The organism is Natronosalvus vescus (assembly GCF_023973145.1).
Taxonomy (GTDB): Archaea; Halobacteriota; Halobacteria; order Halobacteriales; family Natrialbaceae; genus Natronosalvus; species Natronosalvus vescus.
The window spans coordinates 1,852,314-1,866,898 of sequence record NZ_CP099546.1 but is presented as its reverse complement, the minus strand read 5'-3'; the positions used below and the strand labels follow the sequence as shown (position 1 = coordinate 1,866,898).

The following is a 14,585-nucleotide window of genomic DNA, read 5'->3' as shown; positions in this document are numbered from 1 at the left end:
CTCAGAGATCGGCCCGCTGGAACCGGTAGTAGCCGATGGCGATCGGCACGACCATCCAGAACACCATCGCGACGGCACCGAACCACTCCTGGAGGTAAAACGGCGCCTCGCCGGTGTAGCGCTCAGCCGGAGTCAGTCCCTGTGCCTCGAACGGCTCGAGACCGTACCGGAAGAGGAACGGGAACACCTCTTGGTCGAGAATTGTACTCGAGAGGTGGGCGTACGTCAAAAGCGGGTTGAACTGCTGGACGAAGAGGTACCACGTCTCTGCGGCGACGGCGGGCGTCTCGTCGTAGAGAACGTAGTACACCCCGGCCGTCAGTAGCTCCCAGAGGCCGAGAAACACCATGTAGATGCCGACGACGATCGCCATCGACCGGCCACGGGTGGCGACGCCAGCGGAGACGCCCACCGCGAGACCGACGAAGGTCAGGCCGAACAGGACACTCACCGCACCGAAGCCGGCCCATTCGAGCAGCGGAATCGAACCGAAGAGAACGATGCTCAGGACGAGGGCGACCAGCAACGCGAGGACGACCGCCGTCGTGATGACGGCCATTCGCCCGATAAGTTTCCCGAGGACGACGTCCGTCCGATTCGGCGGCAACCCGAGGAGGAGTTTGAGGCTGCCCGATCGCCGCTCGCCGACGACGGCCATGTAGCCGACGATGAGTCCGGCGACCGGCAACAGCACGCTCAGCGGGAGGGCGACGAACCCGAGGACGTCGCCGCCGCTCACGTCGTCGACGGTCGCCCAGACGGCCACGTAGCCGATGCTGGTGAGTGCGACGAGCAGACCGACGATCGCCCAGAGGAGTTTCGACCGCCCCGCGTCGGCGAAGTCCTTGCGGGCGACCGTCCCGATGTGGCCGCTCATTCGTCCGCCCCCACGGGTGGCGCGTTCGCCGATGGCTGTCTCGTCGCCTCGGGTGGTGCACCCGGCTGGGACTGTGACCCCGGGTGGCCGACCTCGCCACCCACCAGCCTCGAGAACATCGTCTCGAGCGACGTCTCCTCGATTCGAACGTCCGTCATCGTCGCTCCAGCCCCGTCGAGCGCCGTCACGACGGTCGCTTTGGCGGTCGGGTCGATCACCGACGCTTCGAGGCGGCGTCCGGCGACCGCGACGTTCTCGACGCCGTCGATGGCGCTGACGAGGTCGGCGGCGTCCGCAACCGGTTCAGCGAACGTGACGGTCATCGTCGCCCCGTTGCCGAGAGACTCGCGTAACCCCTCGAGCGTATCGAGCGCGACGAGTTCGCCCTCGTTGAGGACGCCAATGCGGTCACAGACGGCTTCGACGTGCTCCAGGATGTGACTCGAGAAGAAGATCGTCGTACCCCGATCGGCTTCGGAGCGGACGAGCGCTTGCATCTCGCGGATGCCGGTCGGATCGAGCCCCGTCGACGGTTCGTCCATGATGAGTACGTCGGGGTCGCCGGCGAGGGCCATCCCCGTCGCGAGGCGCTGGCGCATCCCCTTCGAGTAGCCGCCTGCCGGTCGATCCGCGGCGTCCGGATCGAGACCGATCCGCGCGAGGAGCACCTCGAGATCGTCGTCGCCGCCTTTCGTCTCGATCGCGAACTCGAGGTGCTTGCGGCCGGTCAGACGTTCGTAAACCCCGAACCCCTCGGGGAGGACGCCGACGCGCCGACTGATCGCGTCCGCCTCCGATTGGGCGTCGTAGCCGAGTACCGTCGCCGATCCCCTGGTCGGCCGGGTGAAATCGAGGAGCATGTTGATCGTCGTCGATTTCCCGGCACCGTTGGGGCCCAGAAAGCCGAACACTTCGCCCTCTTCGATCGAGAGATCGAGGCCCGAGACAGCGGTAACGTCACCGAACCGTTTCGTGAGATCGTGGCATTCTATCGCACTCATCGATTTCCCCTCCCTTCGTTCCCGGTCATGCCCTCCACTCGCGGAACCCACGCAAATAAAAGTTGTTGTGGAAAGAACACGTGTCCCAATCCGTACACAAACGTCGTTGAGCCAGCGCACTCGAATCCGGGGGTGTTCGGGGCGAGGAATCGCTCGAGGTCGCTGCCCACTCAACCAGCGTTGAGCACGACCGATGACAGATTCGTCGATTCTCGTCACTCCGCGGTCGTCGACTGCGTATCGTTCACCTCGTATCAGTTACGTCGTCCTCGATCGCTGACGACACGCGTGGCCTGCACCACGGTGAGATCCGACTCGAGGACGACGCGTAGTTCGTCGCCCTGCTCTCGGATCGTGACGCGATACGTGCCGTCGCCCGCGGCATTTTGCTCGTCGATTGGATCGACGCACCAGCGATCCTCGGCCAGCGCGTCGAGCAGCCACCGGAACGACCGGGTTCGAACGTCGATACCGCGCTCCCAGTAGAACGACGTCGTCGCCGGGTGGACGAGTACCTGCATCGACAGCGGCATCGTAAAACGCATCCAGCACTGCCGACATCGACACACGACCAGGTAGGGGTCGTTCTCGACGATCTCGGTCTCGTGAACGGCCTGCTCGAGCGCCCCGCCACACTCGTCACAGATACCCGCCTGCATGCGAACCGCCATCGCTCGCATGTTTCGGTCGACGGTGTCGACGATTTCCTGCGGGTCGCGGTCGACGACCAGCGCGGGCGTCAGCGGATGGGAACCGACGCCCTGCCCGCAACCCGTACAGCGGATCCGTAACTGGACAGCCTCGGCTCGCGCCTCGAGGTGGCGCTCTCGACAGGTGGGACAGCGACCGGCGACGGCGACGGGATCGAACGTGGCCGGTTCGCTGTAGGAATTAGAGATGATCGTCCGAACGACACGCTCGCCGGCGTAGGTGAACGCGTAGCCGTCGTCGGTTTTTCGGAGGTACGTACCCGTGAGTTGCTCGAGGTGGTAGGCGAACCGGGAGGAGTTCGAGACGTCGACCCGGTCGTAGAGTTCCGAGAAGGAGAGCGTCGGCGTTCCGGTTAACGATTGTGCCTCCCGTTCAGCCTCGGCAACCGCTCGAAGGATGGCGAGTCGCGTCTCGTCGGCGAGGATGGCGAACGCCGACGCCGGATCCATCGAATGCACGCGTCGTCGTGATACTCGTTGGGAGGGGAGAAAAACGGTTCCCCCGTCGGTGTACCGGATTGTGGCCCGATAGGAACGACGAAACGAGAACACGGTCTGTGATAGCAGCCTGCAATACCGATGTGCTTTTTATCATACCGTCGAACCCCACAGATATGCAATCAGGTCTCGCTCGAGCGCTCGAACGGGTACGCCAGCCGGAGTACACCGGCGAGAACCGATGTATCCCGTGTACCTCGGTCAACGTCGTCATCGCCGCAATCGGTAGCGTCGCGATCGGTATCGTCTCGCCACCGATCGGCGTCGCGGCCTTCGTCCTCTCGATACTCGCGATCTACTTCCGGGGCTACCTGATCCCCGGAACGCCGACGCTCACGAAACGGTACTTCCCCGACTGGGTACTGGCGAAGTTCGAAAAGGCGCCACCCGGTTACGGCGTCGACGGTGACGGCCTCGAGGCCAAACAACAGTCCGAACACGGCCCCGATCCGATGCAAGACCGAGAGAGCCGACTCGATCCAGAAGCAGTGTTGCTCGAGGCCGACGTCGTCGAACCGTGTGCTGACCGCGACGACCTCTGTCTCGACGAAGACGTCGAAGCGATGTGGCGGGCGCGGATGCACGCCGTTCGCGACGGCGACCGCGAACGAGAACTCGCGGCCTTCCTCGAGACCGATCCAGAGAGCGTCGCCGTGACAAGTCCCCATAGCGGCGACCACGTCAGAGTTCACGTCGACGGTCAGTTCATGGCCCACTGGGAGTCACCGCCGGCGCTCGTCGCCGACCTCGCCGCCCTCGAGGTGCTCGGCGAGCGCCTGCCCGACTGGGAGGCGTATCCGCTCGACCAGCGAAGCCAGCTCGCCAACGGGATGCGCGCGTTCCTCGAGTTCTGTCCCGACTGTGATGGTGATATCTCGATCGACACCGACACCGTCGAATCCTGCTGTCGCTCCTACGAGGTGTACGCGATCACCTGCGACGACTGTGGCGCGCGGTTGCTCGAGGTCGACGCCTGATCGGGTGTGTAAATCCGCGAACCTCCTCGTCGTCAACACCCCAAGTCCTCGTCATCGACACCGGTAAACGCGGAAACGACCGAAGGAGTGTTTTGTCTCCGGTTCCTCGTAGTACACAATGAGCCATCAGCAGGTCGAGCCCCTCGACGTCGCGCAGATTCGGGACGACTACCCGATCCTCGAGCGCGAGTTTGCCGGGAATCAACTCGTCTATCTCGACAACGCAGCGACGACCCACACGCCCGATCAAGTCGTCGACGCCATGAGCGAGTACTACCGCCAGTACAATTCGAACGTCCATCGGGGCATCCACCACCTCAGTCAGGAGGCGTCTATTCGCTACGAGGAGGCCCACGACCGGGTCGCCGAATTCATCGGGGCTGACGGTCGTGAGGAAGTCATCTTCACGAAAAACACCACCGAGAGCGAGAACCTGGTCGCCTACTCCTGGGGCCTCCAGGAACTCGGCCCCGGCGACGAGGTCGTCCTCACGGAGATGGAACATCACGCCTCCCTCGTGACGTGGCAACAGATCGCCAACCGCACCGGCGCGGACGTGAAGTACATCCGGGTCGGCGAGGACGGCCGCCTCGACATGGAGCACGCCCGCGAGTGTATCACCGACGACACCGCCATGGTGAGCGTCGTCCACGTCTCGAACACGCTCGGTACGGTCAACCCCGTGGCCGATCTGGCCGATATCGCCCACGACCACGACGCCTACATCTTCGTCGACGGTGCCCAGGCCGTCCCGACCCGTCCCGTCGACGTCCAGGCCATCGACGCCGACTTCTACGCGTTCTCGGGCCACAAGATGGCCGGCCCCACCGGCATCGGCGTCCTCTACGGCAAGCGACAACTGCTCGAGGCGCTCACCCCGTACCTCTACGGCGGCGGCATGATCGAGAAGGTAACCTTCGAGGACTCCACCTGGGCCGAACTCCCCTGGAAGTTCGAACCCGGTACGCCGCCGATCGCCGAAGCCGTCGGCCTCGAGGCCGCGATCGACTACCTCAAGGAGATCGGGATGGAGCGCGTTCGCGTCCACGAGGAGGAGCTGGCGGCCTACGCCTACGAGCGACTGGCCGCCGAGGGTGACGTCGACATCTACGGCCCCGAACCAGGGCCCGACCGGGGCGGGCTGGTGAGCTTCAACCTCGCATCCGTCCACGCCCACGACCTGGCCTCGATCATGAACGACCACGCGGTGGCGATCCGGGCGGGCGACCACTGTACGCAGCCGCTACACGACAAGTTGGGAGTCGCCGCCTCGGCCCGCGCATCGTTTTACGTCTACAACACCCGCGAGGAGATTGACGCGCTGGTGGATGCGATCGACAGCGCGCGGCAACTGTTCGCCTGAGCCAGACTGGGATCAGGTGGGGCGAGCGTTCTCTGTAGTCGGTTTCGACTCGAGGGACAGCTTTGGCACGCAGCCGTTATGAACCGAGCAGTGCCAATTCAGTCAAAACCCGTATTCTCGTGGCGATGCAGCCGAAACCGGATGGATCGTTCATTTCGCCAGGCGATTGTACAGCCTTCCGAACAGGTACCCAAGAACGAAGGCGTCGATGAACCCCAGAACCGTTCCCCAGACGAGATCGCCCGGTTCGTGGCTGTACCCTGGGTAGAGATCGGCCAGCAACAGTCGCCAGCGCTCACCGTACCGCGTCCCGGCTGCGAGTTCGAAGAAGGCGACCGCTGAACCCCACACGATCCCGGCCGTGAGACCGAGTGCACGTGGATCGACCCTGCCTGCGGCCTCGGGGGATCCGTCCTGGGAACTGCGGATCCGCTCTCCGAACGAGGAATGTGAGTCACTCATATTGTCGGATATCTCCGCCGTGTCGGATGAAATCACGGCTTGGTAGTTCCAGCGTGGAGTGAACTATAGTAGCCACTGAAAGTCAATACACGTCCTATCGCAAAACGTGTCCGCGATCGGCGTATAAATCGTTTCAGTTGTTACTATACCACACCGGAGGTGGTCAACCGTTGGTGTACCCTCGAGCCGCGAACGTTTCGTGTGCTCCATTCGAATTTCGCCAGACGTACACCCCGCTCGTGAGTACTCACCGCCGGTTCCGCGAACGATACACCCTTGGCGTTCCCCCAGAACACGTAACCGAAAGGAGTCGACGTCGATGACGACCGCCTCGAGGCGGTGGCCCTATCGCCACACCGTCCTCACGCTGTGTACGTTCGCCCTGCTCGCGACGATGGTCGCCCGGTTAGCGATCAGTCCGCTGGTGCCCGCGATCATGGCCGACTTCGGCGTCACGAACGCGGCCGTGGGCCTCGCTCTCACCGGGATGTGGCTGGCCTACGGGCTCGCCCAGTACCCGAGCGGCGTCTTCGCGGATCGGTACGGCGAACGGCCGATCATCCTGATCGCCGTTTTCGGCACCGCACTCGGCAGCGCGCTGATCGCCATCGCACCCACGTTCGTCCTCTTCGCGCTCGCGACCATCGTCCTCGGCTCGCTCGCTGGCTTACACTTCAGCGTCGCGACCACGCTGCTCACCCGCACGTACGATGACGTCGGGACGGCCATCGGCTTGCACACCCTCGGCGGCACCGGCGGCGGCCTCATCGGCCCCATTCTCGCCGCCTGGATCGCCGTCCGCATCGGCTGGCGGCCGGCAGTCGCCATCGGTGCCATCGTCGCCGTCCCCGTCTTCGTCCTCTTTTACCGGTACGTTCGACCGACGCCGCCCCGGAAACCCGACCTTGAGGTGCGCGAGCAGTTTCGCCTCGAGCCGCTGGTTGCGGTGCTCTCTCGGCCACCGGTCGCGTTCTCGGTCACCATCGCCGTCATCATCACCTTCGTCTGGCAGGGACTGGCGTCGTTCCTGCCGACGTTTCTCATCGCCCACCACGACCACTCCGAGACGCTGGCAGCGATGATGTTCTCGCTGTTTTTCGTCGTCCAGGGCGTCGCCCAGGTCGGCGTCGGTGCTGCCTCCGACCAGTACGGCCGAGATGCGGTGACCGTCGCCTGTCTGTCCCTCGCCATCGGCGGCCTCGCCGTCCTCGTCCTCGGGAGCGGGCTCGCCCTCGTGGCCGCGGGCATCGTCCTCGTCGGCCTCGGGCTGAGCGCCTTCGCGGCCGTGATGGCTCGATTCATGGATCTCTTCGGTGCCGAGGAACGCGGCGCTGGCTTCGGACTCACCCAGAGCGTCACGATGGTGCTCTCTGCGAGCGGCGCTGTCGTCGTGGGGTTCGTCGCCGACCTGGCTAGCTGGCCCGTCGCTGTCGGCGTTCTGGGCGTGTTGCTGGGGGTCGCACTCAGTCTGCTCGTCGGCAACCGTGTGCTGGGGTTCGGTTACTGATCACGGAACTCACGCGAGTGACGGGTGAACCCACGACATCCCCGACCGCGTCTGGAGCCACCTCGAGCCGCGGCGGCCGCCCCGGAACCCTTTTGGACGCCACTCGCTTACACGAATGCATATGGGACTTGGCTCGGATATGTACCGACAGCAGATCCTCGATCACTACAAGAGTCCCCGCAACTACGGGGAACTCGAGGATCCAACGTTCACCCACGTCGGCGAGAACCCGATGTGTGGCGACGAGATCCGAATGGACGTTCGCCTCGCTGACGACGGTGACGACGACCAGGCGGTCATCGAGCGGGTCGCCTTCTCGGGTGACGGCTGTGCGATCAGCCAGGCCGCCGCCAGCATGCTCTCGACGGAGCTCCCTGGCACGACGGTCGACGAACTGCTCGAGATGGATCGCGACGACATCGTCGACATGCTCGGCGTCGAAATCTCGCCGATGCGGATCAAGTGTGCCGTTCTCGCCGAAAAGGTCGCCCAGGACGGCGCGGAGATCTATCGGGGCGAACTCGAGGCCGAGAAGACGACGACCGAAGACGACTGATCGGCACTTCGATCGAAACACGCCACAGTAGCGCCTGTTCTGTGATTTCCAAATCGTCGCAAGCCAAAGCACTACCCGGCGAGCAGCGGGTACGTGGGTATGGTCGACACCGCCGTCGGCTTCGTGCTGGGTGCGTTGATCGGGTCGATCGCTACGGCGGTCGGCTCGTACCTCCGCTACTGGAAGCGCGAACGCGACGCCACCCGGCGGCTTCGTCAGGGGCTGCTCGCAGAACTTCGCGCCTACGACTACCTCGAGGCGTTCGCCTCGGACGGTCGGTATGAACAGCTTACCGAGCGCGTCGACCAGCCCGTCCTGTACGCGAGCGCCGCGGCGAACCTCGGCCGCCTCTCCGAAGCCGAGATCGACGCGCTGGTGTCGTTTTACACCGGTCTTCGCTGGCTCGAGGGGCTCGAGGACGCGGAGGACAAGTCCGACCGAATCGACGGCGTCGTCGACCGGCGACAGCGGGCGCTCGAGGTGCTGGAAAAACGAATCGAATAAGGCGAAACGCTACTACTCGGGCATCAGGCCGCCGTCCTGGACGCGCATCACGGCCTCGCCGTCGGCGAGGTTCGGCGCGTCGACGAGTTTGACGATCCGCTTGTCGCCTTTGGACTTGCGGAGGTAGATTCGGAAGGTCGACTTGTGGCCGAGGATGTTGCCACCGATCGGCTTCGTCGGGTCGCCGAAGAACGCATCGGGGTTCGAGGTGACCTGGTTGGTGACGATGACGGCCGCGTTGTAGAGGTTGCCGACCTTGTCGATGTCGTGGAGGTGTTTGTTCAGCTTCTGCTGGCGGTTCGCGAGGTTACCACGGCCGACGTACTCCGCGCGGAAGTGCGCGGTGAGCGAGTCGACACAGAGGAGGCGAACGGGGTACTCCGAGTCCTCGTGTTCGCTCGCGATCTCTTTGGCCTTCTCGGCCAGCAACATCTGGTGGTTGGAGTTGAACGCCTTCGCGACGTGGATCTTCTCGAGGATGTCGCCTACGAGTTCCTCCATCGTCTCCTCGTCGCCCGGTGAGCCCTCAATTTCGCGTTCCTCGAGGGTCGCTTCGATGACGTCGTCGGGCAGGCCGCGAACCATGTCGTCGATCCGCTCGGGACGGAAGGTGTCCTCCGAATCGATGAAGATGGTGCTCCCGTGGAGCCCGCCGACTTCACGGGGAAGCTGGACGTTGACAGCCATCTGGTGGGTGACCTGGGACTTCCCGGAGCCGAACTCGCCGTACACCTCGGTGATCGACTGGGTCTCGATCCCGCCGCCGAGCAGGTCGTCGACCTCGTCGATGTGCCAGGTCAGCTTGCCGATCTGGTTGCGTCGCTCGAGCACCGCCGAGCCGGTTTCGAAGCCGCCGATGTCCGCCGCGTCTCGAGCCGCGCGGACGATGTCGCCCGCGGTCGACTCGCCGACGTCGGCCGTGTTCGACAGTTCGGAGGGTGAGGCGACGGCCAGACTCTGGTAGGAGTCGTAGCCCGCTTCGCTGAGTTTGTCCGCGGTTGCCGGTCCAACGCCGGGGAGCGTCTCGAGATCAACTTCTGGCATACTTCGTCGTTGCGCGGGATCGGGTATAAACCCTCGTTAACACCAAAATGAAAGTGAAAGTGTGGGACAGTGGCGGGGTGAACCGGGCACGGGTACGAGAGTTTCTATAGGAAGGGCGCGGCCGTCAGCGGTCACCCAGGTGATTCCTGGAACTCGAGCGCTGCTCGAGACAGGTGACAGAAAGAAAGCGAACGTTGACAAAAACAAACGAAATCAATCCTCGGGTGTGCACGAGCGACTGCAGGCACGGGCAGAAACCGCGAGCCGTCACCTCGAATCGCTCCCAGCGCGGTGGGAGTCCCGATAGTGTTTAATATGCTCATTTCGTACGGACGAACGTAATGTCGGAAGTCTGCTCGACGTGCGGGCTGCCTCAGGAACTCTGCGTCTGTGAAGACGTAGCCAAGGGCCAGCAGCAACTCAACATCCGCATTGACGAGCGCAGATACGGAAAAGAGGTAACGATCATCGAAGGATTCGACCCGAAGGACGTCGATCTCGACAGTCTCTCGTCGGATCTCAAGTCGAAGTTCGCCTGTGGCGGTACCGTCGAGGACAGTCACATCGAACTGCAGGGCAACCACCGCGGTCGCATCGAGGACTTCCTCCGCGATCGCGGTTTCAACGTCGCCTAACTATGCCCGCGATGATCTGACCGGACTTCCGATCCACGGCGACGCGTGCTCGAGCAACGAACGATCAGCGGCGCTTTTTCCGCGTTTTTACCCCCAGCCGTCGCGCTCGAGGCAGTCACTGGCCTCGAGTTCGTGTCGGGCTCAAACACCTCGTTCACGTCAGTTTAAACGGAGAATCAGAACGGCGCGCTCGAGTCCGTGTCGGCAGCGTCGTTCGACGTCGTATCCGCTTCGGTTGAACCCGACACCAGCTCGTAGGACTCCGCCCAGGCATCGAGTCCGCCGGCGAGGCTCTCGATGTGGGCGTCGGCGCTCCCCTCGTAGGACGCCAGTAGCCGCGCCGCCTGGATGCTCGATTTGCCGACCGGGCAGACGGTGACGACGCGGTCGGCGTCATCGAACTCATCGATACGGGCGGTGAGTTCGTGGAACGGGACGTTTTCGCTGCCGGGGATGTGTCCGTGTTCGAACTGCATCGAGTTGCGAATATCGACGATTCGGACGTCGTCGTCGCGCTCGAGGAGGTCGTGCAGGTCGTCGATCGTGATTTCACCGTCCATCGGTTACGGATGATTTGGCCGCGAGGCGGTTAAGCGATGCGGGTCTGGGGTCGTGAAACGCACGCGTTCACAGCGCTCACAGCAACCCGTCCTCGCGCGCCAGCAACAGCGCGCTGAGCGTCGAGTCGTTCGCAGGTTCTTCTCGCGCGCGAGCCAGCGCTTCGGACTTCGGAATTGCGTGCACCTCGAGGAACTCGTTCGAGTCCAGTTCGCGCTCGCCGGGTTCGAGCCCCTCGGCGTAGACGACGCCACGGTTATGTTTGAGCACGCCCGTCGCGACGCGATACTCCTGGAGCAAGGCGAGACTCGAGGGACGGAAGCCGGTTTCTTCCTCGAGTTCCCGCGCTGCGGCGGCCGTATAGGACTCGCCGTCCTCGACGATTCCGGCGGGGAGTTCGAGGTGCGTTTCCCGGATCGCGGGGCGGTACTGCTCGACGAACAGGATGTCCTCGCCGGCGTCGGCGACGATCACGACCGCCCGTGGGAGGTCGGCCCAGTAGTAGCGTTTCTCGGAGCCGTCGGGCTGTTCGACCAGGTCGTAGCCGCCGTCATACCAGCCGGTCTCGTACTCGGTCGTCGACTCGAGGACGGGCCACGCTGGCGGCTCATCGCCGTCGGAGGACGAAGCGAAATCTACGTCGTCGGACGACGAGCCAGAATCGGAGTCGCGATCGGAATCAGGGTCGCGATCGGAATCGGCGTCCGGATCAGGTGTCGACATCGCTAGCCGGTGTGATCTCGAGTCGGTAGTAGGTTCCGTTCCGTTCGACGTAAGCGACGTCCCCCTCGGGGTCGGTCGCCGCACTGTTCCACGCCTCGAACTCGCTGAACTCGTCGAACGGCGTGTGGGTGAACGCGGATTCGAAGCCGAAGCGGCCCTCCTCGTACGCATCGGAGCGGCCGTCCTCGAGCGCGGCGGTGGTGTAGGGGAAGCGATTCGCCGAGAGATTCGCGGCGTCGATCGTCTCGGTGACGTTCTCCGTCGGCGGTTCGCCGTCCTCGAGGTCGACCTCCGTCGCGACGACGTAGTAGACGTCGCCGCCGCCGATCAGGGAGGGGAGCGCCCCGAGCGCCAGCAAGACGACCAGCGGGACGACCAGAATGAGGAGATACAGATTCCGTCGGCGCATTGGCTAGCGGTCGGGGCCGACGAAAGATACGCGTTTCGTCGTCGGTGTGGCCCCGTGCTCGTCCGGGAACTCGAGGCGGCCGACCTCGAGGACGAGCAGGCGACTCGAGGGCGTGGACGTGGACGAAAACGCCGAGTGACGAGACGGCACCGAACGGACGAAAACAGCGTCTTCCGCGTTCTCAAAGCTGCTCTCGGTACAGCCGTCCGAACGCCTGCCGTCTGAGCGTGGCGATCGCCGCCTCCTCCTGTTCCTGGAACGTCGCCGCAACCGCCTCATCCGCGGGCCCGGCGTGCCAGGCTACGTTGTCGACGTGCTCACTCCCGGCCTCGATCACCTCGCCGTCGTAGCCGTCGCGCCACTCGTCGTACTCCTCTCGACTGGCGACGTGAACGGTGAGCAAACTCGCGAAGAGGGCATCTCGGGCCGTCTCCACGACGTCGCTCGAGACGCGGTCGCCGTACTCCTCGCGGTCGAAGTCCATGGCCCTGGCGACTTCGCGGACGACGGTCTGGGCCGCGGGGCCGACCGAGTCGTACTGTTCGCGGGCTTCCTCGAGGGTGTCGGGTGCGAACGTTCCCACTGTGTGCATACCTGGGGTGTCGGATCCGGGGCAGTTACGCGTTTTCGTTCGCTGCTCGAGAGTCACCAATTTGCTGCTCGAGTGCCACTACCACCGGAGAGCAGCGGCCTGACCCGGGGCTGCACTCGCCGTAGCCATCACTATTGATTTTGTAGTTTTGAGGGTGGCCGCGGTCAGCAAAGCTTTGAAAAGTGTAGCATCGGTTCTGTGCCTCGATTACGGGTCGCACTCGTCATCGTCCACAGCACTATCGCTCGAGTATTGATCGTCGTCGGGAGAACTCGAGCCACTCCCGTCGTCCGAACTCGAGTCCGCTGCACCGGCGTCCTCGTCATCGGCCTCGCCGTCTGTCGACTCCATCTCTCTGGTCATCGCCATCGCCTCCTCGAGCACCGACTCGGCCGTTCCGGTCAACTCCCCGCGGCCAGGGCCGCGGCTCTGTCTGGCGATGGCGTCCTCGAGCATCGGTTCCTGAACCTGTGCCTGTCCTGGTGACGACGGCCTCGGGCCTTCGGGGTCGTCCTCGGAAACGGGCGTCTCCATCTCGAGGGCGTACTCCGTGACGACGGCGGCGAGCTCCTCGCGCGTCGAGGACTCCCACTCCGGGGCGTGGGACTCGAGCCACTCGAGGTGGTCGGCGCGCCCGAGTGAGGCCGTGACGGCGACGTGGTCGGCCAGCTGGCGGGTGTCGACGACGCCGGCATCGCAGACGGGGCAGACGTATCCCATACTCGAGCTTCGAGCGCCGGACGGAAGTCGATTACCATCCGATCAATTCGCGGTCGCGAGCGCCGCCACCCAGCCGTCGCTGGCGTGGACGACCTGTACGTCGAGGCCGGCGGTCTCGAGCAGCGTTCGAATCGCATCAGGATCATAGGGTTCGAAGGCGCGCTCGCTGTCGTCTCGAGCCGCGAATCTCGCCCGCTTCACCGAGAGGTACAGCACCCCGTCGGGTCTGAGAACGCGCCGGAACTCCGACAGCGTGCGCGATGCGTCAGCTCGCGGGACGTGCAGAAACGATGCGCTGGCCCAGACCCCGTGAATGGCGTCGTCCGCGAGCGGCAACTCCCGCATATCACCGCGAACGAGGTTCGCGACCGGAACGTGTTCGGCCGCTGCACGGAGGAACGAGGCGGTGAAATCGAGCCCGATCACCTCGTAGCCACGGGCTGAAAGCGCCTCGAGGTCGCTGCCGGGGCCACAGCCGACGTCGAGGATCCGACAGCCACTCCCGTCCTCGCTCTCGTCGTCGATCGCCTCGAGGAACGGCTCGCCGTGTGCTTCGAGCACTGACATCGAGCGGTATTTCTCGACGTAGGCGTCGACGTCGGCTTCGTAGGCGGACAGGGTGCTGGCGACGTCGTCTTCGTTCACAGCCGTCCTTCTCGACCCTGACCCATCAAAATTGCTCGAGTCCCGTCTGCTCGGCCGCCGCGAGGACGTCGGCACAGGTCGACCACGAGGCGCGGGCGAACGGCGGGAGGTCGCCGTGGCTGTCCACGTAGTCCTCGAGAAACGCTCGTGTGGTCGGATCGGAGGGGTACCCACTCCCGATATCGCCGTACTCCGCGGCGATGGTGTCGACGTGGGCGTCGCGTTCGACCTTCGCGACGATGCTCGCGGCCCCGACCAGCGGGTCGTCGTCGTCGGCACCGTGCTCGGCTTCGACCGCGACGTCGAGGCTGCAGGCGTCGGCAACCCGGCGTGCGAACCGATCGGCGTCGGTGTCGCAGGCGTCACACCGAGCGATCTGCGTTGGGTCGAGCGAGAGGTCGGTTCCGGCCACCTCGAGGGCGCGGGCGTGCGCCTCGACGGTCAAGCTGTTCATGTCGGTGTCTGAGGTGTCGATGCGGGCGGGCGTGATTTCGGCGACGCCGACGTGAACGCGGTCGTCCTCGTGGAGGGTCGCGGCGAGGGTCTCCCGCCGGGACGGTGAGAGCCGTTTCGAGTCGGCGATTCCGTCGGGGAGCCGATCGGGATCGGCGGCGACGGCAGCCGCGAACATCGACCCGAAGACCGGCCCCTTGCCCGCCTCGTCGACGCCGAACGCGATCATGATTGCGACTGCTGTCGCCCGGCCAATAGCCTTTACTGTCCACTGGCCAGACCGTGCTCGACGGTTCGGCCTCACACGCCGGCGTCCGGGGGTCAACCACGCGTTGACGCGTCTCAAAACAT

At 64.5% G+C, this 14,585-nt stretch carries 19 protein-coding genes; 6 read left to right on the top strand and 13 right to left on the bottom strand.

Annotation, left to right across the window (positions count from 1 at the left end; all coding sequences use genetic code 11):
- Position 1: 1 nt before the first annotated feature.
- From NGM68_RS08960 to NGM68_RS08950, 3 genes are all read right to left on the bottom strand, one after another.
- Complete coding sequence (locus NGM68_RS08960; RefSeq protein ID WP_252701295.1) at positions 2-877, bottom strand: ABC transporter permease subunit; 876 nt, start codon at positions 875-877, stop codon at positions 2-4.
- Positions 874-1,878, bottom strand: coding sequence for an ABC transporter ATP-binding protein (locus tag NGM68_RS08955; protein WP_252701294.1), 1,005 nt, complete (start codon positions 1,876-1,878; stop codon positions 874-876). The genes NGM68_RS08960 and NGM68_RS08955 overlap by 4 nt, the downstream gene beginning before the upstream one ends.
- Positions 1,879-2,132: 254 nt before the next feature.
- On the bottom strand, positions 2,133-3,038 hold the full coding sequence (locus tag NGM68_RS08950; RefSeq protein ID WP_252701293.1) for a winged helix-turn-helix domain-containing protein: 906 nt from the start codon (positions 3,036-3,038) through the stop codon (positions 2,133-2,135).
- 164 nt (positions 3,039-3,202) lie between these two features.
- On the opposite strand from NGM68_RS08950, the gene NGM68_RS08945 reads away from it, so the two are divergent.
- Complete coding sequence (locus tag NGM68_RS08945; RefSeq protein ID WP_252701292.1) at positions 3,203-4,063, top strand: DUF8054 domain-containing protein; 861 nt, start codon at positions 3,203-3,205, stop codon at positions 4,061-4,063.
- Between the two features lie 118 nt (positions 4,064-4,181).
- Positions 4,182-5,426 (top strand): aminotransferase class V-fold PLP-dependent enzyme, encoded by a 1,245-nt coding sequence (locus NGM68_RS08940; protein ID WP_252701291.1) that lies wholly within the window; start codon positions 4,182-4,184, stop codon positions 5,424-5,426.
- A gap of 150 nt (positions 5,427-5,576) precedes the next feature.
- Here NGM68_RS08940 and NGM68_RS08935 read toward each other — a convergent pair whose 3' ends face one another.
- Positions 5,577-5,888, bottom strand: a complete 312-nt coding sequence (locus tag NGM68_RS08935; RefSeq protein WP_252701290.1) for a bacteriophage holin — start codon at positions 5,886-5,888, stop codon at positions 5,577-5,579.
- 319 nt (positions 5,889-6,207) lie between these two features.
- Between NGM68_RS08935 and NGM68_RS08930 the strand changes: the two genes are divergently transcribed.
- The 3 genes from NGM68_RS08930 to NGM68_RS08920 all read left to right on the top strand — a co-directional run bounded on the left by NGM68_RS08930 (position 6,208) and on the right by NGM68_RS08920 (position 8,455).
- Positions 6,208-7,395, top strand: coding sequence for an MFS transporter (locus NGM68_RS08930; RefSeq protein WP_252701289.1), 1,188 nt, complete (start codon positions 6,208-6,210; stop codon positions 7,393-7,395).
- A gap of 121 nt (positions 7,396-7,516) precedes the next feature.
- Positions 7,517-7,951, top strand: coding sequence for an iron-sulfur cluster assembly scaffold protein (locus NGM68_RS08925; RefSeq protein WP_252701288.1), 435 nt, complete (start codon positions 7,517-7,519; stop codon positions 7,949-7,951).
- Positions 7,952-8,050: 99 nt separating this feature from the next.
- Positions 8,051-8,455: a hypothetical protein gene (locus NGM68_RS08920; RefSeq protein WP_252701287.1), complete on the top strand. Its 405-nt coding sequence runs from the start codon at positions 8,051-8,053 to the stop codon at positions 8,453-8,455.
- A gap of 12 nt (positions 8,456-8,467) precedes the next feature.
- On the opposite strand, the gene radA is transcribed toward NGM68_RS08920, so the two are convergent.
- Positions 8,468-9,499: a DNA repair and recombination protein RadA gene (radA, locus tag NGM68_RS08915; RefSeq protein WP_252701286.1), complete on the bottom strand. Its 1,032-nt coding sequence runs from the start codon at positions 9,497-9,499 to the stop codon at positions 8,468-8,470.
- 341 nt (positions 9,500-9,840) lie between these two features.
- Between radA and yciH the strand changes: the two genes are divergently transcribed.
- Positions 9,841-10,134, top strand: a complete 294-nt coding sequence (gene yciH, locus NGM68_RS08910; RefSeq protein WP_252701285.1) for a stress response translation initiation inhibitor YciH — start codon at positions 9,841-9,843, stop codon at positions 10,132-10,134.
- 176 nt (positions 10,135-10,310) lie between these two features.
- On the opposite strand, the gene NGM68_RS08905 is transcribed toward yciH, so the two are convergent.
- From NGM68_RS08905 to rnhB, 8 genes are all read right to left on the bottom strand, one after another.
- Positions 10,311-10,694, bottom strand: a complete 384-nt coding sequence (locus tag NGM68_RS08905) for a rhodanese-like domain-containing protein (RefSeq protein ID WP_252701284.1) — start codon at positions 10,692-10,694, stop codon at positions 10,311-10,313.
- A 76-nt stretch (positions 10,695-10,770) separates the two neighbouring features.
- Positions 10,771-11,415 (bottom strand): NUDIX hydrolase, encoded by a 645-nt coding sequence (locus NGM68_RS08900; RefSeq protein ID WP_252701283.1) that lies wholly within the window; start codon positions 11,413-11,415, stop codon positions 10,771-10,773.
- Positions 11,402-11,824, bottom strand: coding sequence for a hypothetical protein (locus tag NGM68_RS08895; protein WP_252701282.1), 423 nt, complete (start codon positions 11,822-11,824; stop codon positions 11,402-11,404). Before NGM68_RS08895 ends, NGM68_RS08900 begins: the two co-directional genes overlap by 14 nt.
- A gap of 3 nt (positions 11,825-11,827) precedes the next feature.
- Positions 11,828-11,974 carry a hypothetical protein gene (locus tag NGM68_RS08890; RefSeq protein ID WP_252701281.1) on the bottom strand — a complete coding sequence of 49 codons (147 nt, stop codon included), beginning with the start codon at positions 11,972-11,974 and terminating at the stop codon, positions 11,828-11,830.
- Positions 11,975-12,005: 31 nt separating this feature from the next.
- On the bottom strand, positions 12,006-12,416 hold the full coding sequence (locus NGM68_RS08885) for a DUF5809 family protein (protein ID WP_252701280.1): 411 nt from the start codon (positions 12,414-12,416) through the stop codon (positions 12,006-12,008).
- A 207-nt stretch (positions 12,417-12,623) separates the two neighbouring features.
- Positions 12,624-13,136, bottom strand: a complete 513-nt coding sequence (locus NGM68_RS08880; RefSeq protein WP_252701279.1) for a DUF5810 domain-containing protein — start codon at positions 13,134-13,136, stop codon at positions 12,624-12,626.
- Between the two features lie 42 nt (positions 13,137-13,178).
- Positions 13,179-13,781, bottom strand: coding sequence for a class I SAM-dependent methyltransferase (locus NGM68_RS08875; RefSeq protein ID WP_252701278.1), 603 nt, complete (start codon positions 13,779-13,781; stop codon positions 13,179-13,181).
- Positions 13,782-13,806: 25 nt separating this feature from the next.
- The gene (gene rnhB, locus NGM68_RS08870) at positions 13,807-14,460 is read right to left on the bottom strand and encodes a ribonuclease HII (RefSeq protein WP_252701406.1); all 654 of its coding nucleotides are present in this window, start codon (positions 14,458-14,460) and stop codon (positions 13,807-13,809) included.
- Positions 14,461-14,585: the final 125 nt, after the last annotated feature.

Coding starts and splice junctions, on each gene's coding strand:
- NGM68_RS08880 (WP_252701279.1), bottom strand. CDS start 13,136: ATGGGATACGTCTGCCCCGTCTGCGATGCCGGCGTCGTCGACACCCGC.
- NGM68_RS08955 (WP_252701294.1), bottom strand. CDS start 1,878: ATGAGTGCGATAGAATGCCACGATCTCACGAAACGGTTCGGTGACGTT.
- NGM68_RS08940 (WP_252701291.1), top strand. CDS start 4,182: ATGAGCCATCAGCAGGTCGAGCCCCTCGACGTCGCGCAGATTCGGGAC.
- NGM68_RS08900 (WP_252701283.1), bottom strand. CDS start 11,415: ATGTCGACACCTGATCCGGACGCCGATTCCGATCGCGACCCTGATTCC.
- NGM68_RS08930 (WP_252701289.1), top strand. CDS start 6,208: ATGACGACCGCCTCGAGGCGGTGGCCCTATCGCCACACCGTCCTCACG.
- NGM68_RS08935 (WP_252701290.1), bottom strand. CDS start 5,888: ATGAGTGACTCACATTCCTCGTTCGGAGAGCGGATCCGCAGTTCCCAG.
- NGM68_RS08945 (WP_252701292.1), top strand. CDS start 3,203: ATGCAATCAGGTCTCGCTCGAGCGCTCGAACGGGTACGCCAGCCGGAG.
- NGM68_RS08960 (WP_252701295.1), bottom strand. CDS start 877: ATGAGCGGCCACATCGGGACGGTCGCCCGCAAGGACTTCGCCGACGCG.
- NGM68_RS08925 (WP_252701288.1), top strand. CDS start 7,517: ATGGGACTTGGCTCGGATATGTACCGACAGCAGATCCTCGATCACTAC.
- radA (WP_252701286.1), bottom strand. CDS start 9,499: ATGCCAGAAGTTGATCTCGAGACGCTCCCCGGCGTTGGACCGGCAACC.
- NGM68_RS08885 (WP_252701280.1), bottom strand. CDS start 12,416: ATGCACACAGTGGGAACGTTCGCACCCGACACCCTCGAGGAAGCCCGC.
- NGM68_RS08895 (WP_252701282.1), bottom strand. CDS start 11,824: ATGCGCCGACGGAATCTGTATCTCCTCATTCTGGTCGTCCCGCTGGTC.
- NGM68_RS08920 (WP_252701287.1), top strand. CDS start 8,051: ATGGTCGACACCGCCGTCGGCTTCGTGCTGGGTGCGTTGATCGGGTCG.
- NGM68_RS08950 (WP_252701293.1), bottom strand. CDS start 3,038: ATGGATCCGGCGTCGGCGTTCGCCATCCTCGCCGACGAGACGCGACTC.
- NGM68_RS08905 (WP_252701284.1), bottom strand. CDS start 10,694: ATGGACGGTGAAATCACGATCGACGACCTGCACGACCTCCTCGAGCGC.
- yciH (WP_252701285.1), top strand. CDS start 9,841: ATGTCGGAAGTCTGCTCGACGTGCGGGCTGCCTCAGGAACTCTGCGTC.